Origin of the sequence: Streptomyces xanthophaeus (assembly GCF_000725805.1) — a bacterium.
GTDB classification, from domain to species: Bacteria; Actinomycetota; Actinomycetes; order Streptomycetales; family Streptomycetaceae; genus Streptomyces; species Streptomyces xanthophaeus.
In genome coordinates, this window is record NZ_JOFT01000011.1 from 218141 (window position 1) to 240081 (window position 21941).

Here is a 21941-nt window from a genome sequence, read left to right on the forward strand (position 1 = left end):
TCGCAGCCACCGTCCTCGCGGTCGCCGCGGCGGTCTTCGCCGCGGCGGCCATCGCCATCGTCTCCATCGTCCTGGTCTACACGTTCGCCTGAGCAGCGGACCATGGCGCATGCCCGGGACGTACAACTCTGGTTGTAGCCGGACTCTTCCCCCAGTGGTACAGAGGAATCAACTCCTGGTGGGCCGACACAGGAGGTGGACGGCGCCTACGGTGTCGTCCGTTGCGCACCACCTGCTGACGGAGGACCGCTGCATGGAGACCCGTTTGGCTCATGACCCGCGCAAGCGAGGGGTGTGGGGCATAGCCCTCGTGCTGATCGCGGTCACCGCGCTCCTCGGGACCTCGCCCGGGGCTGCCACGGCAACGACCCCCGCCGCCCCGCCCGTGCCCGTTCTGACCTGGGGGCCCTGCGCCGGCCCGGGGGACGGCTTCGAGTGCGCGACCGCCCGGGTACCGCTGGACCACCGTCATCCGGACGGGCGTACCATCCCGCTCGCGGTCACCCGCAAGCTCGCCGCAGACCCCGCCCGCCGCACCGGTGTGCTCCTGCTGCACCCCGGTGGACCCGGCAATTCCGGCGTGGACTTCGCCCGCAACAGCTACGACGCGCTCCCCGCCTCCCTCCGCGACGCCTTCGACGTCGTCGGGTACGACATGCGCGGCGTGGCGCGCAGCGGGCAGGTGGAGTGCTGGAACGACACCGAGTACGCGGCCGCCGTGGACGCCGCGCGCGGTGTGCCCGGCCCCGGCGCCCTGCGCGGGGCCGTACGGCAGGGCCTCGACTTCGCCACCGCCTGTCAGCAGCGCTCCGGCGACCTCGTGCCGTTCATCGGTACCGGATCGAACGCCAAGGACATCGACCTGCTGCGCCAGGCCCTCGGCGAGGAGACGCTCTCCTTCTACGGCCGTTCCTTCGGCAGCTACGTCGGCACCGTCTACGCCGCGCAGTTCCCGCGGCGCGTGCGTGCCATGGTCCTGGACGGGGCCTACGATCCGCGCCTCTACGCCGACGTGCCGTACGCCTACGACGGCGCGCAGTTCGTGGCACTGGACGCGGCGGTCGGCCGGTTCCTCGACTGGTGCGCGCAGAACGCCACCACCTGCGGCTTCGGCGAGGGCAGGCCCCGCCAGGCCTTCGAACAGCTCAAGCGGGCGCTGGACGCCGACCCCGTGATCACCGCCGGCGGACGCCCGGCCACCGGCTACACCCTCGCCTACCGGCTGATGTTCAACATCAACGCGGGCAAGGAGATCTGGCCGTACCTGGGAGAGGCCCTGCGGGCGGCCCAGGATCGCCAGGGTTCGTTCCTGCTGAACCCGCCCTCACCCGGATCCTTCGACTTCCTCAACGTCAACACGGCCGTGGAGTGCGCCGACCGGGTCTACCCGGCGGGCCCGCTGCTGCTGGGCACGCTCGTCAGTGCCCACGTCGCAGCCGCCCCGCTGCTGGGAGCCCCCATCGGCCTCGGACCGCCCACCTACGACCACAACCACGCGCCCACCTGCGCCCAGTGGCAGGCCGAGCGCCCGAGCCGCTTCGAGGGCTCCTACCGGGCGGCCGGCTCCGCGCCGATCCTGGTCCTCGGCACGACCGGGGACCCTGACACCCCGTACCAGGACGCCGTCGCGCTCGCAGCGACGCTGGACAACGGACGGCTGCTGACGTTCGCCGCCGAAGGACACACCGCCTACAACCGGAGCGCGTGCGTCAGCACCCTGGCCACCGAGTACCTCGCCACCCTGGCGCTGCCCGCACGGGGCACCGTCTGCGCGGACGAGACGCCTCCTGGCGCGCTGGGCCTGCGCACCACGGGCATCGAGGTGGACGAGACCCGCGACGTGATCCCCGCCCTCCGCTGACGTCTAGGGTGGTCCGGACCGTCCACGCCGCCGGGGCCGGACCGGACCGCCATCGCACAGGAGTCACCATGACGCGCTCGCTCGACGGCCTCGTCTTCGTCCCCGTGGCCGACCAGGCGCCCGGTCAGGTCGGCCGGCAGACCCGGTTCGAGTACCACGAGCAAGTCGGCCGCGTCTGGGCCGAGTACTCCGGTGGAGACGTCGTCAGGGGACACCTGGTGGGCACCCGGGCCGGCGACACCCTCGATTTCCGCTACGTCCAGCTCCGCACCGACGGCACGACCGCCTCCGGGCACTGCGTCTCCCTCGTGAGGGAGCTGCCCGACGGCCGCCTCCGTCTGGAGGAGACATGGACGTGGGAGTCCCAGGCGGGCAGTGGCACCAGCCTGGTCGAGCAGGTCCCGGATCACCAGGCGTCGCAGGTGTAGGCGTCGGGCGGCGCAGTGGCACCCGTCGGCTCAGGCGGCGGGGCAGATGCCCCGTTCGTGGTCGACGGTGGCGGTCTGGCGGGAGTACTGCCACTGCGGGGTCAGAAGCTGGTCCGTGAGCTGCTGGGCGGCTCGGGGGCTCTCGACGACGTACCCGAAGTCCTGGAGCCAGGCGGGGTAGAGGTTCTTCGAGCCGAGGTAGAACGCAGCGTCGTCCACCGCGACTACCTTGTGGTGCTGGGCGTACGGGTGGCCGTCCGCCCAGGTCGGCGCGGACGAGCTGCGGAAGGTGGCCAGTTGGAGGTTGGCACACATCTTGGTGCGGGCCGTGGCGCGGTCGCCGGTGACCAGGGCGAGACGGTCGCGGAGGGTGTCGCTGATCTCGGCGAGGGACTTGATCTGGGAGTAGCCCCCGCTGCCGACGGCGCCGCGGTTGGCGGGATCGCTGACCACGATGCGGACCTTCACCCCGGCGGCCAGCTTGGCGGCGAGCGCGTCGTACACGCGGATGTCGTAGCGCGGCAGCGGCGGGCAGGTCGCGTTGACGTCCTGCTGGGATATCTCGATGTGCCGGTCTGCCGAGGAGATCAGCGTCCGCAGAGCGCTCTCCTCGGGGTTGACCGTGTCGTAGTCGCGGTCAGCGTTGGTGTTGTCGTGGAGCCCAACGACGCACTTGGTGTCGGGGGCGGTGGGCAGTTGCGGCCGGAAGGCCGAGGCGGGGTCGTTGCGCTGGATGCCGACCCCGAGCCCGCCGACGGCGAGGACGGGTACGTCGCCCTGGGGTGCCGGGGCCGCGGCGGCCTTCGGCATGGCGGGCATGCAGGCGGTGCCGTTGGAGGAGGAGAACCAGACGCTGGCGATGTTGCTCTTGTTCCGGCAGGTCCAGGACCACAACTCGTCGAGGTAGCGGCCCGCCGAGGCGGCGCCCGGCCCCTTCAGCGCCAGATCGACATCGGCCACGGGGTGGGTGGTCTCCAGGTAGTCGTCCTTCCAGCTGTTGATCCCTCCCGTGACCACCGACTGGCCGTCGACCAGCAGGATCTTGGAGTGGTTCCAGGAGAACGCGGTCTTCGAGGTCGTCATCGAGGCGACGTTGAGGTCGATGTTCCGCGCGTCGTCACCGAGCCTCGCGACGAGCTCGTCGCGGTACTTCGACGGCACCACGCCCAGGTGGTAGATCGGTGCGGCGCCCACGAGGACGCGCACCTTGAGCTTGTTGCCCCGCGCCGCCGAGGCCTTCAGGCCGGTGACGAGGGCGTCCTGGAAGGCACCGTTCGGGAACGGCGCCAGGGTGGATATGTCGACGGTCTGCTTCGCCTGGGAGACGTTCTCGGTGATCTTCGACAGCAGGCGTTCGGTACCGGGCCGCTGCGTGCACGCGCTGTCGCCCCAGCAACCGGGGGTCTGGAGCAGCCAGTCGCCGCCGCCGGGTGTCGAGGCATCGAGGGTGTTGCCCGCGGTGCGTTCCCAGACGCGGCCTTCGAGGCCGGGCGAGACCTGACGCAGCTCCTGTTCGACGGAGTCGAGGTGCGGGGTTGCGTCGGCTGCGGCCGGGACGGCGGGCAGCAGGACGAGCAGGGCGGCCGCAGCTGCGGCGCGGGAGGCGAGACGGGCGGGCCGGGTGGGCCGGAGCGGTACGGGGCGGAGCAATGTGGGTTCCTTGCGCGAGGGGTGGCCGTCACCGCATCCGCCCGTGAAGGTACCGGGCGGATGCGGCCGACAAGATCAACTCGCGGAAGTTATCAGTCCGATGGATGAAGCGCTCACCTCACATATCGGATTCAGCCAGGCATTCCACGGCGGCATCGGCTATGGATTGTCCTGGTTTCTGCCGCTGCGTCACGCGCTGGGTCAGGAGACGCGCTTCAGGGTCCATGCGTTGTTGTTGAAGCTGGGGTTCGACGAGTAGACGCAGCTGCTGGTGTAGTACGACTGGGTCTGGATCCAGCCGGCGGGCTGGTAGGTGGAGGCGCAGGCCTGGACCACCGTGCCGACGGGGAGGCCGGTGAGCTGCTTTATCTGCTTGATGTTGGGGCTGAAGCTCTGCGTCCCGCAGCTGCTGCTGTAGCCCCAGCTGACGTCGACGAAGCCGGCCGGGGTGAGCACGCTGGCACAGGAGGTCGTGACGTCACCGGGGGCGGCATGGGCGGGCGCAGCAGTCAGGGCGAACAGTGCCGCGGTGCCCATCAGGGCCATACCTGTGGTGCGGAAGCGGGTCATGGGTGGCGGCTCCTTCGATCATGGACGGCCGGTCGGACCGCGCACCCATTACTACGCGTAAGTGATCAGCTCCGGATAGCTGCTTTCAAGCCCAAACTCCCTCCGTCGCGGCGCGCGCTCCACACGGTGCGTTCGGTGCGGACGGCGAGGTCGCCTCGGCGCAGGATGCTCAGGGGGCCGTCGGTGTCGAGCAGCCGGTCGAGGGCGTCCAGGTCCTCCGGCGCAAGGGCGCTGGAGGCTCCGTCGCGCAGGCGCTTCAGGCTGCTGAGTGCGTAGGGGCCCACCGCCTCGCTGCGGGAGCCGTCGACGTCCACGGTGATCGTGCGTTCGCCCTCGACGGTGAAGCCGGCTGCGGCCAGCTCGGCGCCCCAGTCGGCCCCGCGGTGCGGCACGTGCTCGGTGTGGTGGTGCGCGAGGGCGGCGTGGCAGCGCTCTTCGAGGCCCGGCCGTTCCTCCGGAGCGTCGGGCGGCAGGAAGCGCGGGAAGTCGGTGAGCTCGACGACCGCGAACAGGCCGCCGGGGGCGAGCAGTTCGTGGACCTTGCGCAGGGCGCGGGCGGGATCGGCCATGTGGTGCAGGGACGCCGATGCCCACACCAGCTCGGCCCGGCCAAGCTCGGGCCACTGCGCGTCAAGGTCGGCCACCACCGTCCGCACCCGATCGGCCAGGCCGAGCCTCTGGGCCTTCTCGCGCAGGCGTTGCAGATGGCCGGCCGACGCGTCGACCGCGGTCACCTCCGCCTCGGGAAAACGGGCGAGCAGGGCGAAGGTACCGGCTCCGGTTCCGCATCCGAGGTCCACGATGTGACGCGGGGCCGTCTCTACGGGCAGCTGTGCGGTGATGGATGCGGTGTGCTCGGTGAGCACTTCCGCGTCGAAGTCGAGGATCTCCGCCATGCCGTCGGGGTCAGGGTTGGGCCGGGCCATGGGGTGCGGGTGCGGGTGTACATGTCCGTGTGCCGCGTGCGGGAGAGCGTGGTTCATGACGGTCACGCTAGGGGGGTCATGCCGTCACGGCACCATGGTTCCCGGTGTGCGCAAGACGATGGCCGGATGAGCTGCTGAACGCGCAAGCGGACGCCTGCGGCGGGATGTGATGCCCGGGCGTGTACCCGCCGGCCCGGGCCGGCAGCGGTGTCAGTCGTCGTCGCCGCGCTGGTGGCCGCGGCGGGCGTCACGGTCGAAGATGCCCAGGATCTCGCAGGGCCCGCCCTCGGCGCCGATGGCGTGCGGCAGCATCGTGGGGAACTCCACCGCCTGGTTCGTCTCCACGCGAATGCGCCGGTTCCCCAGCAGCAGGACCGCGGTGCCGGACAGGACGACGAGCCATTCGCGGCCGGGATGGGCGCGCATGCGTGCCGGGCTGTCGGGCGGCGGGTCCGTCATGCGCTGGCGCACGATGCTCACGCCCGGGTCCGCCTTCATGGACCAGCGCATGAGCCCGTGGGCCGCGTCGATCACCGGGCTGGTGACGATGTCTTCGGCGGCGGTCTCGACGAGCTGGTCCAAGGAGGTGTCCAGGGCCCGGGCGAGGGTGACGAGCTGGTCCAGGGCCAGACGCCGCTGGCCGTTCTCGATGCGGCTGAGCGTGGACTGGCTGATGTGGGCGCGGGCGGCCAGGTCCGCCAGGGACAAGCCCTGCGCCACTCGCAGGGCTCGGATCCGTGTGCGTACCAGGCTGTCCAATTCACCGTTCACTTGCGTCATGGGCAACAGCGTATGCCTACAACGCAAGGCGTGATTTCGTCCTGAACGCAGCCCCGAAGGGAGCGGGCTGCCACCTCAGGCTGCCCGGTGGCCGCGGCGCCGATATCCTGAGGTCCTCCTCGGGGGCCTCTTCATGAAGGGCAGCACGATGGAGCTGCAGACGAACCGGCGTCGGTGTCTCATGCTTCTCGCAGCCCCGTTCCTCGCCTCCTCGGTGGCGCTCGCCCCCGCCGTCGCGGCCCAGGAACGCGCGGCGGAGCCGGGAGCCGTGCCGATGGTGTCCTCCTGCAAGCTGGCACCGGACGGGAGCGCCAAGCCGGGCAGTGACACGGGCTACGTGCTCCGCCTGGCTGGCTTCCCCGCAAAGCAGTCCGTGCAGGTGGACGGGCCGAAGACCTCCTTCCGGGCCACGGTGAACGCCAAGGGCGAGCTCGACCGGAAGGGCCTGCGCCACGGGACGTACAGCGTCAGCTACAAGGTCGGCCAGCAGAGCAAACGCGTCACCTGCGCCACGCCTCCCCCGCAGAAGCCGGCCGGCAAGCAGACCGTGAAGATCACCAAGCTCGAGGTCGTCGTCCTGACACCGGCAGGAACCGTCATCGACTGCACCAAGCCCACCACGGCCGAGTTCGACGGCAAGATCACTGCCACCGGCCAGGGGAAGGTCCGCTACTACTGGACCTACGCCTCCAGCGCCACACCCGCCTCCCCCGGCACCCTCGACTTCAACCCCCGTACCACCAACCACACTCTGCTCCACGTGGTGGAGGTACCGGGCCAGGCGAACGCATCGAAGATCACCACCTTCGTCACCTTGCACCTGCCGGACCAGAAGATGAGCGCGCAGAGCGCACAAGTGACGTTCACCTGCGAGTAGAAGCGGCGCGAAGTGCTGCCGGAGCCTCGCATGATCTCAACCGGTGGCACCGCCGCGAACAAGATCCCCCTCGCGACGGATCCCTGATGCGGGATCCGTGATCCCGGATCCCGGATCCCGGATCCCGCGCGAGCGGTAGTGGACTTTCGGCTGTGCCGCCGGGCGTCGCGGTTCCGTAGGGTCGCGTCCGTGAGAACAGTGATCATCAAGGCCCGGTTGGCAGCGCCCGTACTGGCCGCAGGCCTGTTCGTCGGGACGGTCGCCACCGTCGGCACGGGCGCGGCCAGCCTGTGGTGGGGCGTACCGGCGGCGCTCTGCGCGTTCCTGGCGGGCGGACAGCCGGGGCGGAACCGGAGCGCCGGCGCGGCCCTGGCCGCAGTGCTCGCGGCAGCCGTGGTGGCCGTGCTCCTGGTGCCGGCGTGGCTGGGGTGGGCGAGCCGGTTCGTGGGCTTGCTGCTGGTGGCGGCGATGCTGCCGTGGTTCGCGGGCCGGTTCCTGCGCCAGTACCGCGAGCTGGTGCGGGCCGGGTGGGAGCGGGCCGCGCGACTGGAGCGGGAACAGCGCCTGGTCGCCGAACAGGCCCGGCTGCGCGAACGGACCCGGATAGCACAGGACATGCACGACCTCCTCGGCCACGACCTCAGCCTCATCGCCCTGTCGGCGGGGGCGCTGAAGCTGGCCCCCGGTCTGTCCGAGGACCACCGGGCCGCCGCCCGCGACATCCGCGCCAGGGCGGGCGCCGCCGTGGACCGGCTCGGCGAGGTGATCGGTGTGCTGCGCGAGCCGTCGGAGCCGGCTCCGGGGTCCGGGCCCGGCGCCGGACTCACCGAGCTCGACGCCCTGGTGGACCGCGCCGCCGCGGCCGGGCTCGACGTCCGGCTGCGCGTGGAGGGCGAACCGGCGGCCGGGGACGCGCTGTCGGCCGTCGGGCGGGCCGTGCACCGGGTCGTCCAGGAGGCGCTGACGAACGTGTCCAAGCACGCGCCCGGGCACCGGACGAGCGTCGTCGTCCGGCACGCGGAAGGACGGACCGAGGTAGGCGTGACGAACCGGCCGGTGCCCACCGCGTCCGCGCCCCGCCCTGACCGCACCGCTCGCCCCGCACCGGAGTCCTCGGCCCCGGCATCCGGCGACGGCCACCGCTTTGGACTCATCGGCCTGGACGAACGCGTCCGACTGGCCGGTGGCACCTTCGCCGCGGGCCCCGAGGGCGGCGGGTTCGCCGTACGGGCCACGCTCCCGCACCGCCCCGGGGCCGTGCCTGCGCCCCGCGGCGCCGAGCCCGGCGACCGGGGTGAGGTACTGCCTCCCGAACACCGCAGTGCCCGTCGTCGGCTGGGCCGCACCGCAGCCGCGGCCGTCCTCGTGCCGCTGTGCACCACCGCCCTGCTCGTCGGCGGGGTGCGGGTGTGGGACACCGTGACGGCACGCCAGTCGGTCCTCGTTTCACAGGACTACGCCCGCCTCTACGCCGGCCAGCCGCGTACGGACATTGCGCCGCATCTGCCCCAGCGGCAGACCACCCGCCGTCCGGTGGCCCCCGTACCCGCACCGCAGGACGCGGCCTGCGAGTTCTACGTACAGACCGCCGACCCGTTCGACGACCACGCGGGGGACATCTACCGTCTCTGCTTCCGGGCCGGGCGCCTGGTCTCCACCGACACCTACACCGGGAAGGCCGTTCGATGATCCGGATCCTGATCGCCGACGACGAGCCCATGATCCGCGCGGGCATCCGCGCCGTCCTCGCCACCGACCCCGGCATCGCCGTCGTCGCGGAGGCGGCCGACGGGCACCAGGCGGTGGAGCTCGCCCAGCGCCACCGCCCGCAGGTGGCCGTCCTGGACATCCGGATGCCCGGAACGGGCGGCCTGGAAGCCGCCGCCGAGATACGAAGGACCGTGCCCGGGACGGGAGTCGTGATGCTGACGACCTTCGGCGAGGACGAGTACATCCTGCGCGCCCTCAGTGAAGGCGCCACGGGCTTCCTCATCAAGTCCGGCGAACCGGAGGAACTGATCGCCGGCATCCGGGCGGTGGCCGAGGGCGCCGCCTATCTGTCACCGAAGGTCGCGGCCCGGGTCGTCGCGCACCTCGCCTCCGGCGGAGCGGGCGCCCAGGCCGGCCGCCGCTCCGCGGCCCGCGCCCGCGTCGAGGCCCTGACCGTCCGGGAGCGGGAGGTGCTCGGCTTCCTCGGAAGCGGGTTCTCCAACGGGCAGATCGCGCGGCGCCTGCGCCTGGCGGAGGGAACGGTGAAGGCCCACGTCAGCTCGATCCTCGCGCGCCTCGGAGTGGACAACCGGGCCGCGGCGGCCGTGGTCGCGCACGAGGCCGGCGTGGTCCCGGTGCCGTCCGGCCGACTGCCGTACGAGGACTGCTGACACCACGCGCAGGACGGTCGCCCGTACGAGGAGCCGCACGGTCACCACGGCCGTCACGCCGAGCACCGCGCCCGCCAGGACGTCGTGCGGATAGTGCACCCCTACCAGCACCCGCAGCAGGGCCGCCGCCCCGGCCACCGGCAAGGCCGCAGCCGCGAGCCGCGGCCGTACCAGGACCACGCCGACGGCCAGCGCGACGGCCAGCGTGGCGTGGTTGCTGGGGAACGACCAGTCGCCCGGCGCGGGACACGGCGCAAGGGCCGTGGCCCCCGGCAGGGCCCGGCACGGACGTTCCTCGTCGACGAGGAGCTTGACCGCCTCACTGATCCCGTAGGCGACGACGGTCCCGGCGGCGGCCACGGCCACCCCGGCCACCCGCGCCGCGTCCCGGCGCCGCAGGGCGCGCCAGCCGACCCAGGCCAGCAGCAGGCCCAGGAACAGCAAGGTGCCCTCGCTCGCCGCTTCCAGGACGGCCCCGGACCACTGCGGCCCGTCCGCCACGCTCCCCGTCAACGCCCGGTAGGCGCGCGCCGACGGGCCCGTGGTGACGTGCACGGGCCCGTTCGTCCCCAGCACACCGCCGGGCGCCAGCCAGACCCCGGCCGCCGCACCCGCCCCGGCCGAAGCACCCGCCGTAGACAGCCGTCGGCCCCATCCGTATCGCTCGTTCGCATCCATGCGGCCGACGCTAGAAACACCGCAGGCCGGGCACCCCGGCCGAACGGCAGCCCGGACCCCCGACGATCGTCAGGGTTGACGGGTACGGGCGCATCGGGGTGGATCCGCCCTGCGCGTCACATGGGGCCTTCCCCGCGCAGCGCGGCACGGACCAGCGCAACGTCCGTAGCGGGGACGGCGAGTTCCCAGTAGCGATCAGCGGCTTGCAGCGACAGCAGACGGAACGCTGCCTTCTCGACCGCCCAACTCCCCGTGCCGGCCACCGGTCCCGCCCCGTGGACGTGGAACGGAGCCACCAGGGCCACGTCTTCACCGGGTCTGCCGAGAACTCGGAACGGCCGCCACACCACGGGCCACGCTGCGGCAGGATCCAGGATCAGCGACCCCTGCCGGAAACCGTGGCCGTCACGGACGAACGCGGAGACCTCGCGGGCCTCGCCGGCGTTCAACGCTGCGACGTCCGCCTCGGCTCGATGTCGAGCCTCTCCGGTGAGCTGCTCGACGAGACGACTCGGATGCCGGAGCAGGTCCGTGAAGGACTGGGTCCCCGCGGCCCGCCGTGCCTTTCGTTCCACGCTTGTCTCCCCCGTATCGCGGTCGTGCCCAGGGTAGCGACGGGGACGTGCGCAATCGCCTCCTCAGCCACGTTCTCAACAGGCGCTCGCAGCGGTGGAGGACGGCGCCGCCGGTAGGGTCGGTGGCAGGAGGGCGCTGAACTGGGGGAATCGTGACGGCAGCAGATGCACCGCCCATCGTCTTCGTGCACGGGACGCGGTTCAGCGCGGGGCAGTGGGGCCCCCAACTCGCTGGCCTCCGATAGAAGTTCCCGGTGGTCGCCGCCGACCTGCCGGGCCACGGCGCACGTTTTCCGAGCACGCCCGCAGAAGGAGCACGGGAACTCATGGGTGGACCTACGGGTCAGGCAGTGGCGGACTGGGCCGAGGAACCGTTCCTGATGGCCGTCGAAGACGTATTCCTCCTGCAACAGGGCCGGGCGGTCATGGTGACGGGCCGGATCGAACGCGGCCTGGTGCGCCAGGGCGACCTCGTGGAGATCGTCGGATCGGACGGCACCGTGACCACCCCCGTTACCGGCATCGAGCAGCATCCAGTGCGCATCGGGGCGGCGAGTGCGGGCATGAACGTGGGAGTGCTGCTGGACGGCGCTGCCGCAGACGCCCTGGACCGGGGCCAGGTGCTCGCGACGCCGGGCTCGATCCGCGCCCGGGGCTGCTTCACTGCCGACTTCACCCTGCTGTCCGAAGAGCAGGGCGGTGTGGATGTCGCCTCCGGAGATCGCCTCCTGTTCCACACCCGCACCGCCGCTGTGTGGGGCACCGTCACACTGGCCGGGGGTGTCGAGGTCGTCCGGCCCTTGCACGGTGCCGAGGTGGTGGTGGCGCTCGACGAGGCCGTCGCGCTGGAGGTGGGCCAGTCCTTCGCGGTCCGTGCCCGCGGTCGCGCGGCCGGGTCCGGAACCGTGATCCGGCTCCCGCGCTGAGCCTGCCGGGCAGCGCGGCTCGGCTCGGCTCGGCTCGGGGGTTCAGAACGGCGGCGTACCGCTCATCAGTGAGTCGAACCAGGCCGCGTAAGCAACCCGGCGCGGGCAGCCGGCTGTTGAGCGCGGAACGGCCCGGCAGTCGTCCGGGCGGCACTCCCCGGGGCGGTGCCCCGGCCCAAGACGGGCGCCTGCGCGCGCGGTCCTGCCCGGCTCCGGGTCGAGCGCGGCGGACACCTGGGCGAGCCTGCAGTCGGGCAGCGCGGCGCGGTCGGCCGGATTGCGGAAGGACTGTTTGCCGTCGTTGACCCGGACCCCGTGCGGGCCCGTCCTCCAACCCGCAGGGCCCGCCACCCCCTGGCGGCGCAGCAAGGCGACAGCGAGCCGGCCGGGTTCCCTGGCGCCGAGGCGGTCCCGCAGGCAGGCGGCGAGCCGTTGAGCGGCGCCCGCCGGGAGGTCGGTGTCCCCGAGTGCGGGCAGCAGCAGGAGCAGCCGCGTGTCGGGGTCCGTGGTGATTCCGCCGGGCAGGCCGTTGTCGGCGACGCCGACCAGTTCGGGCCAGGACAGGCCCGGGCCCCGCCAGTGGCCGTCGTCGCGGGCGAGGAGCTCGGCCTCCTCCCAGTCGGGGTGGTGGACCGCGTAGTGGACGCCCACGACCTCGTCGGCGTTCTCGTAGACGACGTGCAGACGGAGCCCGCCCGCCACCGGAACGGTGAACACGGGCCGGTCGTCCGCGGTCCACAGCCTGCGCCCGAACGCCCGGGAGGCGATCGGGTCGTAGGAGCCGAGCCAGGATCGGGGTGTGCCCCGGAGGCAGGCACTCAGGTGTGCCCACCAGAAGAGCTCCTCTTCGAGGAGTTCGGGGCGGTGTGCGAAGGGCCCGTCGTCACGGACGGACAGGCGGGCCGGGTGGAGTTCAGGGCGTGAGGACACACCACGCATGATCGTCCGAGGCACTGACATCCGGCATCGGCCGCCGGCATCCGGGGTACCCCGGGTGCCCGTTCGTTCAGCCGGTCTTCCTGGTCCCCTCGAAGGAGTACGGCAGGTTGGACTCCGCCGCGACGGACACCTCGCCCGAGCCTCCCGCCGGGACCTTCAGCACGGTCAGGGCCATGAGCCGCTGGGTGTACGAGGCCCAGGGGATCCCCGTCGTGCCGGCCCAGCCGCTGCTGCTGAAGGTCGTCGCGCGTCCGCCGCCCAGCTCCGTGTACAGCTTGCTGACGGCGGTGCAGGCCACGAGTGCCCCGCCGTCCGTGGTGCGCCAGACCGGACCGTGCGGGGTACGGGTGACCTCGGCGCCGGCTTCGAGCCTGGCCGGGTTCCGGAGGTTCTTGCGCTCGGCCTCGAGGCCCCCCGCGTAGGCCTCCCGTACCTCGGTGACGTCCTTGCTCCACTTCACGCCGCCCGCGCCGATGTCGGTGTGCAGGTAGTCGCCGTAGCTCCCGCACACGGTCGCCGGGTCGGCCGCGAGTCCCGCCGTGTCCCCGCCGGTGACGGCCCGGCCGTCGGGACCGGTCGCGATCTGGGGCAGCGCCGTGGTCTCGGGGGCGCGTGCCACGAAGGTCGCGTGCCAGGGCGCGTCCGTACGCTGCTGGTGGAAGAGGGACCAGCGCAGCACGGTCTCCTTCTTCGCGGCGCCGACGGTCTGGCCCTCGACCTCGTGGGCGCCGAGGATCCACCGGTCGCTGCCGTCGTCCTGGCCGGTGGTCCAGGTGTGCACGGCGGGGTCGGTCCGCGGGGTGTTGGCGGGCCCCGGCTGCCGTTCGGTCCCGTACTTCTTGCTGGTCTCCACGACGGCGAGCTGCTGCTCGAGCAGCGGGCCCTCGGCGACGCCCTTCCAGTACTCGGCGTCGAAGTTGTCGGCCTCGACCTTCCCCGCGAGGTCCTTGACCACGCCCCGGGCCTGTTCCTCGGTGAGCGGCGGCGCCTTGACCGGGGCCGCCGGGCTGCTCGTCGCGGGGCCGGCGGCGGGGGTCTTCGGGCCGGCGTCCGCCTTCGTGGTCTGGCCGCCGCAGCCCGCCGTCGCGGCGAGTGCGAACAGGACGGCCAGGGCCGTGGGTACGGAGCGTCTCATCAAATCCCCCAGGAAGCGGTTCACAGGCCCCTGATCATGCACTATGACCGCGACGCCCCCGTCCTGAGGCCGCCTCCGGCCTCACGGGACAGGTGTCCTGCCTCCGTCGGCGGCGATTGTCAGTGCTCTGGGAGAGGATCACTCCCATGACGACTTTCCCCGCCGCCCAGGCGCAGTCCAGCATGTCCAGCCGCGCCGAGTACGAGGCCGCGCTCAGCCGTCTGCGGGAGGCTTCGCAGGCGTACTACGGCGATGGTGACAGCGCCTTGGACGATGCCTCGTACGACCTGCTGCGGCTGGCCGTGCTGGCCTGGGAGCAGGAGAACCCCGCCGAGGTGTCCCCCGACTCCCCCACCGGCCTCGTCGCCGACGGTGCGGCCCCGGCCGGCGATGTCGCGCACACCACCCGCCTGCTGAGCCTGGACAACGTGTTCGACGCCGAGGGCTTGGTGGCCTGGGGTGCCTCGGTCCAGCGCCGGCTGGGGCGGGCCCCGGCGGGCGGGTTCACCGTCGAGCCGAAGATCGACGGCGCCGCCGTGGCGGGCCGGTACCGCGACGGCCGCCTGGTCCAGATCATCACCCGGGGCGACGGCAGCCACGGGGAGGACGTGAGCCACGTGATCGGCCAGATCGACGGCCTTCCCGAGCGTCTGTCCGTCCCGGTCACCGTCGAGGTCCGCGGCGAGGTCGCCTTCACCCAGGAACAGTTCGAGGCGGCGAACGCGGTGCGGACCGCTCACGGCGCGCAGCCCTTCGTCAACCCCCGCAACGGAACGGCGGGCACGCTGAGGGCGAAGGACCGGCCGTACCGGCTGCAGATGACGTTCTGGGCCTACGGGGCGGTCGAGCTGGACGGCGTACCGTTCCTGCAGCCGGGGGCCGCGCACGCCGAGACCCTGCGGGCCGTGGCCGCGGCCGGGGTGCGGACGACCGCGGACTCCCCTGCCGGGCTGCACGTCGTCGCCGAACTGGCCGCGGCGCAGCAGCAGGTCGATGCGATCGCCGCGATGCGCGCGCAGTTGCCCGTCGGGATCGACGGTGTGGTCATCAAGCTGAACGAGGCGGCCGAGCAGCAGGAGGCCGGGGTCGGTTCCCGGTTCCCGCACTGGGCCATCGCCTTCAAGCTGCCCGCGGTGGAGCGGCAGACGGTGCTGGAGGACGTGGTGTGGGAGGTCGGCCGCACGGGTGTCCTCGCGCCGACGGCGGTGCTGGCCCCCGTGGTGATCGACGGTTCCACCGTCACCCGGGCCACGCTCCACAACCCTGCCGACATCCGGCGCCGTGACCTGCACATCGGTGACACGGTGACGGTGTACAAGGCCGGCGACATCATCCCGCGCGTCCAGGCGGCCGTGTTGGGGCTCCGCCCGGCCGGGGCGACCGAGGTGCCGCTGCCCGAGTCCTGCCCGCGGTGCGGTGGCGAGATCAGCAAGGCCCAGGAGCGGTGGCGGTGCGCGCAGGGCACCGCGTGCGCGCTTCCGGCGCTGATCGAGTACGCCGCCGGGCGCGAGATGCTCGACATCGACGGGCTGGGCAGGACCTATGTGGCAGCCCTCGTCGCGTCCGGCGATGTCACCGACATCGCCGACCTGTTCACCCTCACTCCGGACCAGCTCACCGTCGCCTCCGGCAGTTCCAAGCGGGCCGTCAAACTCGCCGAGCAGATCGCGGCGGCCAAGGCCCGGCCGCTCAACCGCGTGTTCTGCGCGCTGGGCGTGCTCGGCACCGGGCGCAGCATGTCCCGCCGGATCGCCCGGCACTTCGGCACGATGGACGCGATCCGGCAGGCGGACGCGGCCGCGATGCAGGACGTCGAGGGGATCGGCCCGGAGAAGGCGCCGGTCGTCGTCGAGCAGGTCGCCGCTCTGGCCCCGGTCATCGACAAGCTGGTCGCGGCGGGCGTCAACATGACGGAGCCGCAGGACCCGGCCGCCCAGGCGGGCGGTCCGCTGGACGGCAAGGTGGTCGTGGTCACCGGCAAGATGGCGGGGCCGCTGGACGGCATGGGCCGTTCCGAGATGAACGCCCTGATCGAGAAGGCGGGCGGGCGAGCGGGCAGCAGCGTCAGCAGCCGGACGTCCGTCCTGGTCTCGGCGCCCTCCGCGAACGGCAAGCCGAGCTCGAAGGCGGTCAAGGCTGCCGAGTTGGGCGTGGAGGTCATCACTCCGGAGGCGTTCGCCGAGCTGGTCGCCGACTATCTGACGTGACCCTGCGGCGCACGCGGTCCGGTCGTCCGGTTGCCCGGTCGTCCGGTTGCCGGTCGTAGGTTGCCGGTTGCCGGTTGCCGGTTGCCGGTTGCCCCCGCCGGTCGGGGGCGCCGGCGGAAAATGCCTACCATCGCGGCCGCTCAGGACGGAGACTCGTCCCCATGACGGACATGGAGTCGTTCCGGGAAGCAGTCACCGCGTGGGCAGCCGGTGACCCCGGCGATCCCGGCGACCGGGCGCGCGAGCTGGCCGCACGGCTGCCCGTACGGACGGTGGTCCTCCTCGAAGGGCCGAGCGACGCCGCGGCGGTCAACGCGCTGGCCGCGCGGCGCGGGCGGGACCTGGAGTCCGAAGGGGTCTGCGTCCTGTCGATGGGCGGTGCGATGAACGTCGGGCGCTACGCCCAGCTCCTCGGGCCGCCCGGCCTGGGCCTGCGGCTCACCGGACTGTGCGACGAGGCGGAACGCGGCTACTACGCCCGCGGCCTGGAGCGGGCCGGTGCGGCGCAGGAGGAGTTCTTCGTCTGCGCGGCGGACCTGGAGGACGAGTTGATCCGCGCGCTGGGAGTGACGCGGGTGGAGGAGCTCGTCCGGGCGGAGGGCAACCTGCGGTCCCTTCAGACCTTCGTGCGCCAGCCCGCGCAGCTCGCGCGTTCCTCGGAGCAGCAGTTGCGGCGTTTCCTGGGCACGACGAAGGGGCGCAAGATCCGCTACGGCCGGGTCCTGGTCGAGGGTCTCGAACCCGGCCGCACACCCGCTCCGCTTGACCGTCTCCTGACCAGCCTCTGACCGCCCGGGGCCGTTCCCGGGAGCGGGGATCCACCGGCCGTCCGACGGTCCGCGTCACGGCCGTTGCCGCCGCACACGGGACCGTGTCGGTCTTCTCCGGACGGCAGGCGGGGCGGCAGGGGCGGCTCGTGACGGACCGGTGGACGGCCCGGTGACAGGCGGGGTGCGGGTACCGTGCCGACGTGCACACGAGATCGTCACCCGGTTACGGGAACCAAGATCGGCTGAAGTGTGTCTGCTGTGCTGTGACCTTTCGGCGGGCACGTCTTTGCGTGCCGCCTTTCGCAAATTGAGCATGGAGTTTCCCAGATGACTGCCAGTTCCCCGTCTCCCCAGGCAGGCGGGCCGCGGCCGGCCGACGCGGCAGCGAACCAGACCCCCTCCGGTTTCGGTCCGCCGCCGCCCGCGGGGTGGCAGGCGCCGGCCCCCGGTTCGCACCCGTACGCGCCCTATCCGGGGCCGGGGACGGGCCAGGCGCCGTCCCCGTACGCCGGAGCGATACCGTGCCGCCACTGCGGGGCGGCTCCGGCCGTCCCGGTGACCTTCCGCCTGCATCAGGGACTGCTGATCATGATGCGGTTCCACAAGATGGAGGGCCCGTTCTGCCGCGAGTGCGGGACGGCGTACTTCCGCGAGCTGACCGCGCGGACCCTGTGGCAGGGCTGGTGGTCGCCGTTCTCGCTGGTGCTGTTCACACCGTTCACGCTGATCTCCAACCGAGTGGCGCTGGCGAAGGTCAACCGGCTGCCCGAGCCGTCCGGTGGCGGTCCGCGGCCGCGGGTGGGGCTGCCGGTGCTGCGCCGTCCGACCAGCCTCGCCGTGCTGCTGCCCATCGCGTGGGCGATCTGGGTGATCGCCAACATCATCAACGACGTCACTTCCTGAACCGCTCCGCCCCGGACGGTGCCGCCACCGCACGATCGGCGGCGCCGTCCGGGGCCGGAGCCGGTCAGCGCAGCGATTCCTTCGGGGGACGCTCCCGCAGCGCCCCGTACGCGAGGAAGTAGGCCGGGATCCGGTTCAGCCACCGCGAGTCGGTGATGAGCTCCGTCATCCGCTGGGCCCGTCGGGGATCGCCGAACGCGGTGCGGCCGGCCAGCAGCGGTCCGATGACCTGGGTGTGGGCGAGCCGCTGAAGGCCTTGCGTCGCCACCGTGGTGGGCCAGCGGCGGTGCTGTACGCGGCGCACGTCCCGCAGCCCTACGGTGCCCTCCCGCAGCGGACGCACCAGGTGACGCGCCGCAGCCACCGCATCCTGCACGGCGAGGTTGATGCCGATGCCGAAGACGGGTGACATCGCGTGGGCGGCGTCACCGATGCAGAGCAGCCCGGGGCGGTGCCAGCGGCGCAGGCGGTCGAGTCGTACGTCGAGCAGTTTGACCTCGTCCCAGGAGGTGACGGCGCCGCTCCGGTCGGCCAGCCACGGGACGGCGGCCGTGAAGCGGGTCATGAAGCGCTCCAGGCCCTCGGCGCGGCGCTCGGCGTCGGTTCCCTTGGGGATCAGGGCGGCGCACTGCCAGTAGTCACCGCGGTCGATGAGTGCGGTGAAGAACCTGTCCCCCAGGCCGCCCACGAGTCCGCTGGGGTCGTCCTCGTGGCGCGGCAGGCGGAACCACCAGGCGTCCATGGGGCACGGAAAGCCTTCGAGGCCGAGTTCGGGCAGCGCCCTGGCGAGGGAGCCACGGCCGTCGCAGGCCACGGTCAGGTCGGCCCTGAGCTCGCCGGTGCTGCCGTCCGCGGTGCGGTAGCGCACGCCCGTGACCCGTCCGCGCTCGTTGAGGAAGGAGGTCGCCTCGGTGTTCATGCGCAGGTGGAAGGAGGATTCACGGGCCGCTTCGTCGGCGAGGAGGTCGAGCAGGTCCCACTGGGGCACCATCGCGATGTAGTTGTACTTCCCGTGCAGGGCGCCGATGTTGCCGACGGTGACCAGGGACCGGTCCGGCCCGATGGGCAGTTGCACCGAGGTCACCCGGCGCTGCGGGAGCCGGGCGAAGCGTTCGGCGAGGCCGATGTCGTCCAGCAGCGACAGGGTGGAGGGGTGCACGGTGTCGCCGCGGAAGTCGCGCAGGAAGTCGCCGTGCTTCTCCAGCACCGTCACCTCCACCCCGGCCCGGGCCAGCAGCAGCGCCAGCACCATTCCGGCGGGCCCGCCTCCCACCACGCAGCACGTAGTCCGCTCCACGGCAACACTCCCTTCGCGGGGTCCGGGTGAGCCCCAGGGGACGTATACCGCGCCGGAACGCCCGGCACGAGCCGCCACACCCGCGCGCGCCCGGGACGTCGTCACGCGTGTTCCAGCCGTGCGTCACTGCTTCGGGGGAGGCAGGGCCGTGAAGGGGTCCTCGGCATGGTGGACGGCGTGTGCGAGCGCGTCCTCGTAGGCGGGGCGGGGGAAGACGAACGGACCCATGGCAAGTTCGCCCCAGGCCCGGCGGTGGGGTTGACGGAAGCCGGACCACGTGACGGCCTCGGGGGTGGCGGTGATGCGGGCGAACAGCGGCCAGCATTCCCAGGCGCCGCAGGTGCAGCCCAGCACCACGGTTGACCCGGTCGGCTCGTGCCGGAGGTCCTGGGCGGCGCCGCCGAGGAAGTGGAGCGCAGGGTCACCAAGGTCGGACTCCGGCATTCCGCCGTACTGGTGGAACAGGAACTCCTCCGTGCTGTCCGGTGTCCTCTCGTAAGGGCTCTTCTCCTGCGCCCACAGGGGGCGGGTGGCATCTGCCGCGTGGACGCGGAGGTCGGACCCGTCGACGCGGACGCCCCACAGAGGAGAGGGGCCGTAGGTGAAGAACTCGATGTGCTGCATGGGGTTCATCTTGTGTGATCACTGCGGACGTTCGCATCCGGATTGCGGCTCGGCGCGAGGACGTGCGCCTCGACGCGTGGGCGTGCCGGGACCGGGTAGGGGCGCGTCGGTGGCACGGCCCGCGTGCCGGGACCCTCAGGGGTTCCGAGGGCGTGGACGTGCGCCGGTTGGCCGGGAACCGTCAGAGGTCCCGGCACCCGTGACCGAGGAGCAGGACATGGACGTGTCGCAGCCGATGACGCACGAGCAGATCGCCGAGCAGCTGTCAGGGCTGCCGGGGTGGGAACAGGACGGGGACGCGATCACCCGTACCTACCCGATGGGCTACCACGCGGCGGTCGCCGCGATCGTGACGATCGCCGACCGGTCCCGGCGCGTCCGGCACCAGGCGAACCTGGACCTGCGCGCCGACCACCTGCGCGCGTCGATCTCCACGCACGACGCGGGGAACCGTCTGACCCGGGCCGATTTCGACCTCGCCCACCGGATCGACGCGATCGTCGCCGCCCATCAGGCGATCCCACTGGACTGACGGCGCGGACGCCGGGTCAGTGGGCCGGCGCTCCGAATTCCGCGTGCTGGGTGTGGAAGGCGTACTCCGCGTCCTCGTCCGAGGCCGGAGCCGGGAAGGAGGTCCGGCGCGCTTCCGCCCGCGCCTGGGCCATCAGCTGTTCGAACTCTTCGTCGGTCATCGTGCTCGCCTCACCAGGTCCTCACCAGGTCCCCACCAGGTCCTGTGCAGCTCCTGTGCAGGTCCTCTGCAGGTGATTCGCGGCGCCCCGACGGCCGGATTGGTCCCCGGACCGACCGCCCGCGAGCGTGCGGGTCCGTCAGCCGGTGCTCGTCCGGCGCGTCAGGCGGGTGCCGCAGCGGCTGCAGTACTGCGCGTCGACCTCGATCGCGTGCCGTTGGCACTGGCTGCAGACGAGGTGCACCCCGCACTCCACGCGGGGCTCGGGGCGGGGCAGCCGCCCGATGCTCATCCCGGAGCGCCTGCGATGCGCGGTGAGGAAGGTCAGCCCGTCCGGACCGGCCAGGATCGCCCGGGGGACGCCGCGCGGCATCAGGGTGAGGGATCCGGGCCCGACCTCCAGCTCGGCCTCGTCCAGGCTGAGGGAGCCGGTGCCCGCGACGACCACGACCAGTACGTCGACCTCGGCCTCCGTGTGCGCGGCGACTTCGGCGCCGGGCAGGAGCCGCACCAGGTTGGCGTCGAGCTGCCGGTTCGCCTCGCGCAGCCGCCACAGGGCGCCGCTCTGGTCTTCCTCGGCGGCCGCGACCAGTCCCGCGACGGTGGTCACCTCGGCTTCCGGCTCGGTCCGCATCTGCCTCTCCCCCGTGTCCGCCGGTGTCCCGGCACCCCATGATCTCGCATCCGGAGGCTGATCAGGACGGTCTTCGCGGCTCGTCGGCTCAGCGGGCAGGCGGTTCGGGCGGTGTCGACCGGGCGTAGCGCTCGCCGAGTCGACGCAGGTGGTCCACCAGTTCGGGGGGCTCGGTGACATCGAAGTCGAAGTCGAGCATGCCGAGGTGGACGGCCAGGGTCTGGACCGTGTCGGCGCCGGTGACGAGGGTGCAGGTGCCGGCTCCGAGTTCCTCGACCGTGCCGACCGCGGGGCTGATCCGCTCGATCACGGCCGCCGCCGGGGCGTGGACGGTCACCCGCGCGTAGTGGCGCCAGGCGGCGCCCGACACCCGCCGGGAGACGTACGCCCCGATGTCGCCGCCGGGCGGTTCGCGCGGGGCGAAGCGCGGGCCGGTCGGGGTGCGGGGCCGGATCCTGTCGGCCCGGAAGGTCCGCCAGTCCTCGCGCTCGACGTCCCATGCGACCAGGTACCAGCGCTGGCCCCAGTTGACCGCCCGGTACGGCTCGACGAGGCGACGGGTGGGCGTTCCGGCGTGGTCCAGGTAGTCGAAGCGCAGGCGTTCCTGGTCGCGGCAGGCCGACACCAAGGCGGTCAGCACGTCCGCGGACACGGTCGGCGCCGACCGGTCGGCGGGGACGGCCACGGTGTACGCCTGGAGCGCCCGGACCCGTCTGCGCAGCCGCGAGGGCAGGACCTGCTCCAGTTTGGTCAGCGCCTGCAGGGCCGTCTCCTCCGTGCCGGGGACGGCGCCCTGGGTGGCGGTGCGCAGGGCGACCGTCACCGCGACGGCCTCTTCGTCGTCGAGCAGCAGCGGCGGCATCGCCGCCCCGGCACCGAGCCGGTAGCCGCCGGTGGTGCCGCGCGTGGCGTCGACCGGGTAGCCGAGCTCGCGTAGTCGTTCGATGTCGTTGCGGACGGTCCGGCCGCTGACCCCGAGGCGTTCGGCCAGTTCGGATCCGGGCCAGGCCCTCGGGGTCTGCAGCAGGGAGAGGAGGCGCAGCAGCCGTGCGGAGGTGTCGAGCATGAGGGCCAGTCTGTTGTGTCATT

22 protein-coding genes and 2 pseudogenes are annotated in these 21941 nt (G+C 72.4%); 11 read left to right on the top strand and 13 right to left on the bottom strand.

The genetic code is table 11. The annotated features are described in order from the left end of the window. Positions 1–253 precede the first annotated feature (253 nt). On the top strand, positions 254–1861 hold the full coding sequence (locus IO30_RS0104535; RefSeq protein WP_078904566.1) for an alpha/beta hydrolase: 1608 nt from the start codon (positions 254–256) through the stop codon (positions 1859–1861). A 68-nt stretch (positions 1862–1929) separates the two neighbouring features. Next, positions 1930–2289 carry an avidin-fold protein gene (locus IO30_RS0104540; RefSeq protein WP_031139488.1) on the top strand — a complete coding sequence of 120 codons (360 nt, stop codon included), beginning with the start codon at positions 1930–1932 and terminating at the stop codon, positions 2287–2289. 30 nt (positions 2290–2319) lie between these two features. Here the strand turns inward: IO30_RS0104540 and IO30_RS0104545 are convergent, their stop codons facing one another. The 4 genes from IO30_RS0104545 to IO30_RS0104560 form a co-directional block, all read right to left on the bottom strand. Further along, on the bottom strand, positions 2320–3939 hold the full coding sequence (locus IO30_RS0104545) for a phospholipase D-like domain-containing protein (RefSeq protein ID WP_031139490.1): 1620 nt from the start codon (positions 3937–3939) through the stop codon (positions 2320–2322). Between the two features lie 201 nt (positions 3940–4140). Further along, a complete protein-coding gene (locus IO30_RS0104550) occupies positions 4141–4509 on the bottom strand; it encodes a hypothetical protein (protein WP_031139492.1) in 369 nt (122 codons plus the stop codon). A gap of 65 nt (positions 4510–4574) precedes the next feature. Beyond that, positions 4575–5492 (bottom strand): class I SAM-dependent methyltransferase, encoded by a 918-nt coding sequence (locus IO30_RS0104555; protein WP_051901933.1) that lies wholly within the window; start codon positions 5490–5492, stop codon positions 4575–4577. A gap of 153 nt (positions 5493–5645) precedes the next feature. Further along, positions 5646–6215, bottom strand: coding sequence for a helix-turn-helix transcriptional regulator (locus IO30_RS0104560; protein ID WP_031139494.1), 570 nt, complete (start codon positions 6213–6215; stop codon positions 5646–5648). A 181-nt stretch (positions 6216–6396) separates the two neighbouring features. Here IO30_RS0104560 and IO30_RS0104565 point away from each other — a divergent pair, with 181 nt between their 5' ends. The 3 genes from IO30_RS0104565 to IO30_RS0104575 all read left to right on the top strand — a co-directional run bounded on the left by IO30_RS0104565 (position 6397) and on the right by IO30_RS0104575 (position 9473). Continuing rightward, positions 6397–7092: a hypothetical protein gene (locus IO30_RS0104565; protein ID WP_031139495.1), complete on the top strand. Its 696-nt coding sequence runs from the start codon at positions 6397–6399 to the stop codon at positions 7090–7092. A 189-nt stretch (positions 7093–7281) separates the two neighbouring features. After that, positions 7282–8781, top strand: coding sequence for a sensor histidine kinase (locus IO30_RS0104570; protein WP_237403342.1), 1500 nt, complete (start codon positions 7282–7284; stop codon positions 8779–8781). Next, entirely contained in the window at positions 8778–9473 is a 696-nt protein-coding gene (locus IO30_RS0104575) for a response regulator transcription factor (protein WP_031139497.1), read from the top strand. The genes IO30_RS0104570 and IO30_RS0104575 overlap by 4 nt, the downstream gene beginning before the upstream one ends. 39 nt (positions 9474–9512) lie before the next feature. Here the strand turns inward: IO30_RS0104575 and IO30_RS42985 are convergent. Continuing rightward, a pseudogene (locus IO30_RS42985) lies at positions 9513–10151 on the bottom strand (phosphatase PAP2 family protein); the annotation flags it as partial. 116 nt (positions 10152–10267) lie between these two features. Then, the gene (locus IO30_RS0104580) at positions 10268–10726 is read right to left on the bottom strand and encodes a hypothetical protein (RefSeq protein WP_031139498.1); all 459 of its coding nucleotides are present in this window, start codon (positions 10724–10726) and stop codon (positions 10268–10270) included. A 152-nt stretch (positions 10727–10878) separates the two neighbouring features. Between IO30_RS0104580 and IO30_RS48005 the strand changes: the two are divergent. After that, positions 10879–10968, top strand: a pseudogene (locus IO30_RS48005) (alpha/beta fold hydrolase); the annotation flags it as partial. 84 nt (positions 10969–11052) lie between these two features. Beyond that, positions 11053–11652: an EF-Tu/IF-2/RF-3 family GTPase gene (locus IO30_RS0104585; RefSeq protein WP_107066843.1), complete on the top strand. Its 600-nt coding sequence runs from the start codon at positions 11053–11055 to the stop codon at positions 11650–11652. A gap of 42 nt (positions 11653–11694) precedes the next feature. On the opposite strand, the gene IO30_RS42990 is transcribed toward IO30_RS0104585, so the two are convergent. Together IO30_RS42990 and IO30_RS0104595 are read right to left on the bottom strand one after the other, a co-directional pair. Next, positions 11695–12582: a hypothetical protein gene (locus IO30_RS42990; RefSeq protein WP_063768408.1), complete on the bottom strand. Its 888-nt coding sequence runs from the start codon at positions 12580–12582 to the stop codon at positions 11695–11697. A gap of 76 nt (positions 12583–12658) precedes the next feature. Further along, on the bottom strand, positions 12659–13726 hold the full coding sequence (locus IO30_RS0104595; RefSeq protein WP_031139502.1) for a DUF8094 domain-containing protein: 1068 nt from the start codon (positions 13724–13726) through the stop codon (positions 12659–12661). Between the two features lie 146 nt (positions 13727–13872). On the opposite strand from IO30_RS0104595, the gene ligA reads away from it, so the two are divergent. From ligA to IO30_RS0104610, 3 genes are all read left to right on the top strand, one after another. Beyond that, entirely contained in the window at positions 13873–15933 is a 2061-nt protein-coding gene (gene ligA, locus IO30_RS0104600) for an NAD-dependent DNA ligase LigA (RefSeq protein WP_031139504.1), read from the top strand. 161 nt (positions 15934–16094) lie between these two features. Continuing rightward, positions 16095–16721, top strand: a complete 627-nt coding sequence (locus IO30_RS0104605; protein WP_031139506.1) for a TOPRIM nucleotidyl transferase/hydrolase domain-containing protein — start codon at positions 16095–16097, stop codon at positions 16719–16721. A gap of 309 nt (positions 16722–17030) precedes the next feature. Then, the gene (locus tag IO30_RS0104610; RefSeq protein WP_234321717.1) at positions 17031–17606 is read left to right on the top strand and encodes a hypothetical protein; all 576 of its coding nucleotides are present in this window, start codon (positions 17031–17033) and stop codon (positions 17604–17606) included. Positions 17607–17670: 64 nt separating this feature from the next. Here the strand turns inward: IO30_RS0104610 and IO30_RS0104615 are convergent, their stop codons facing one another. Then, positions 17671–18903, bottom strand: a complete 1233-nt coding sequence (locus IO30_RS0104615; RefSeq protein ID WP_031139510.1) for an FAD-dependent oxidoreductase — start codon at positions 18901–18903, stop codon at positions 17671–17673. Positions 18904–19026: 123 nt separating this feature from the next. After that, positions 19027–19527, bottom strand: a complete 501-nt coding sequence (locus IO30_RS0104620; RefSeq protein ID WP_051901868.1) for a hypothetical protein — start codon at positions 19525–19527, stop codon at positions 19027–19029. A gap of 199 nt (positions 19528–19726) precedes the next feature. Here IO30_RS0104620 and IO30_RS0104625 point away from each other — a divergent pair, with 199 nt between their 5' ends. Next, positions 19727–20059 (top strand): 4a-hydroxytetrahydrobiopterin dehydratase, encoded by a 333-nt coding sequence (locus IO30_RS0104625; RefSeq protein ID WP_308443080.1) that lies wholly within the window; start codon positions 19727–19729, stop codon positions 20057–20059. 16 nt (positions 20060–20075) lie between these two features. On the opposite strand, the gene IO30_RS45205 is transcribed toward IO30_RS0104625, so the two are convergent. The 3 genes from IO30_RS45205 to IO30_RS0104640 form a co-directional block, all read right to left on the bottom strand. After that, positions 20076–20219 carry a hypothetical protein gene (locus tag IO30_RS45205; protein ID WP_157853083.1) on the bottom strand — a complete coding sequence of 48 codons (144 nt, stop codon included), beginning with the start codon at positions 20217–20219 and terminating at the stop codon, positions 20076–20078. A gap of 138 nt (positions 20220–20357) precedes the next feature. Beyond that, positions 20358–20852, bottom strand: coding sequence for a cupin domain-containing protein (locus IO30_RS0104635; protein WP_031139516.1), 495 nt, complete (start codon positions 20850–20852; stop codon positions 20358–20360). A gap of 88 nt (positions 20853–20940) precedes the next feature. Beyond that, positions 20941–21918, bottom strand: a complete 978-nt coding sequence (locus IO30_RS0104640) for a helix-turn-helix transcriptional regulator (RefSeq protein WP_031139517.1) — start codon at positions 21916–21918, stop codon at positions 20941–20943. Between the last annotated feature and the right edge of the window lie 23 nt (positions 21919–21941).

Coding starts and splice junctions, on each gene's coding strand:
- IO30_RS0104535 (WP_078904566.1), top strand. CDS start 254: ATGGAGACCCGTTTGGCTCATGACCCGCGCAAGCGAGGGGTGTGGGGC.
- IO30_RS0104540 (WP_031139488.1), top strand. CDS start 1,930: ATGACGCGCTCGCTCGACGGCCTCGTCTTCGTCCCCGTGGCCGACCAG.
- IO30_RS0104550 (WP_031139492.1), bottom strand. CDS start 4,509: ATGACCCGCTTCCGCACCACAGGTATGGCCCTGATGGGCACCGCGGCA.
- IO30_RS0104555 (WP_051901933.1), bottom strand. CDS start 5,492: ATGAACCACGCTCTCCCGCACGCGGCACACGGACATGTACACCCGCAC.
- IO30_RS0104560 (WP_031139494.1), bottom strand. CDS start 6,215: ATGACGCAAGTGAACGGTGAATTGGACAGCCTGGTACGCACACGGATC.
- IO30_RS0104565 (WP_031139495.1), top strand. CDS start 6,397: ATGCTTCTCGCAGCCCCGTTCCTCGCCTCCTCGGTGGCGCTCGCCCCC.
- IO30_RS0104575 (WP_031139497.1), top strand. CDS start 8,778: ATGATCCGGATCCTGATCGCCGACGACGAGCCCATGATCCGCGCGGGC.
- IO30_RS0104585 (WP_107066843.1), top strand. CDS start 11,053: ATGGGTGGACCTACGGGTCAGGCAGTGGCGGACTGGGCCGAGGAACCG.
- IO30_RS0104595 (WP_031139502.1), bottom strand. CDS start 13,726: ATGAGACGCTCCGTACCCACGGCCCTGGCCGTCCTGTTCGCACTCGCC.
- ligA (WP_031139504.1), top strand. CDS start 13,873: ATGACGACTTTCCCCGCCGCCCAGGCGCAGTCCAGCATGTCCAGCCGC.
- IO30_RS0104605 (WP_031139506.1), top strand. CDS start 16,095: ATGACGGACATGGAGTCGTTCCGGGAAGCAGTCACCGCGTGGGCAGCC.
- IO30_RS0104610 (WP_234321717.1), top strand. CDS start 17,031: ATGACTGCCAGTTCCCCGTCTCCCCAGGCAGGCGGGCCGCGGCCGGCC.
- IO30_RS0104620 (WP_051901868.1), bottom strand. CDS start 19,527: ATGCAGCACATCGAGTTCTTCACCTACGGCCCCTCTCCTCTGTGGGGC.
- IO30_RS45205 (WP_157853083.1), bottom strand. CDS start 20,219: ATGACCGACGAAGAGTTCGAACAGCTGATGGCCCAGGCGCGGGCGGAA.
- IO30_RS0104635 (WP_031139516.1), bottom strand. CDS start 20,852: ATGCGGACCGAGCCGGAAGCCGAGGTGACCACCGTCGCGGGACTGGTC.
- IO30_RS0104640 (WP_031139517.1), bottom strand. CDS start 21,918: ATGCTCGACACCTCCGCACGGCTGCTGCGCCTCCTCTCCCTGCTGCAG.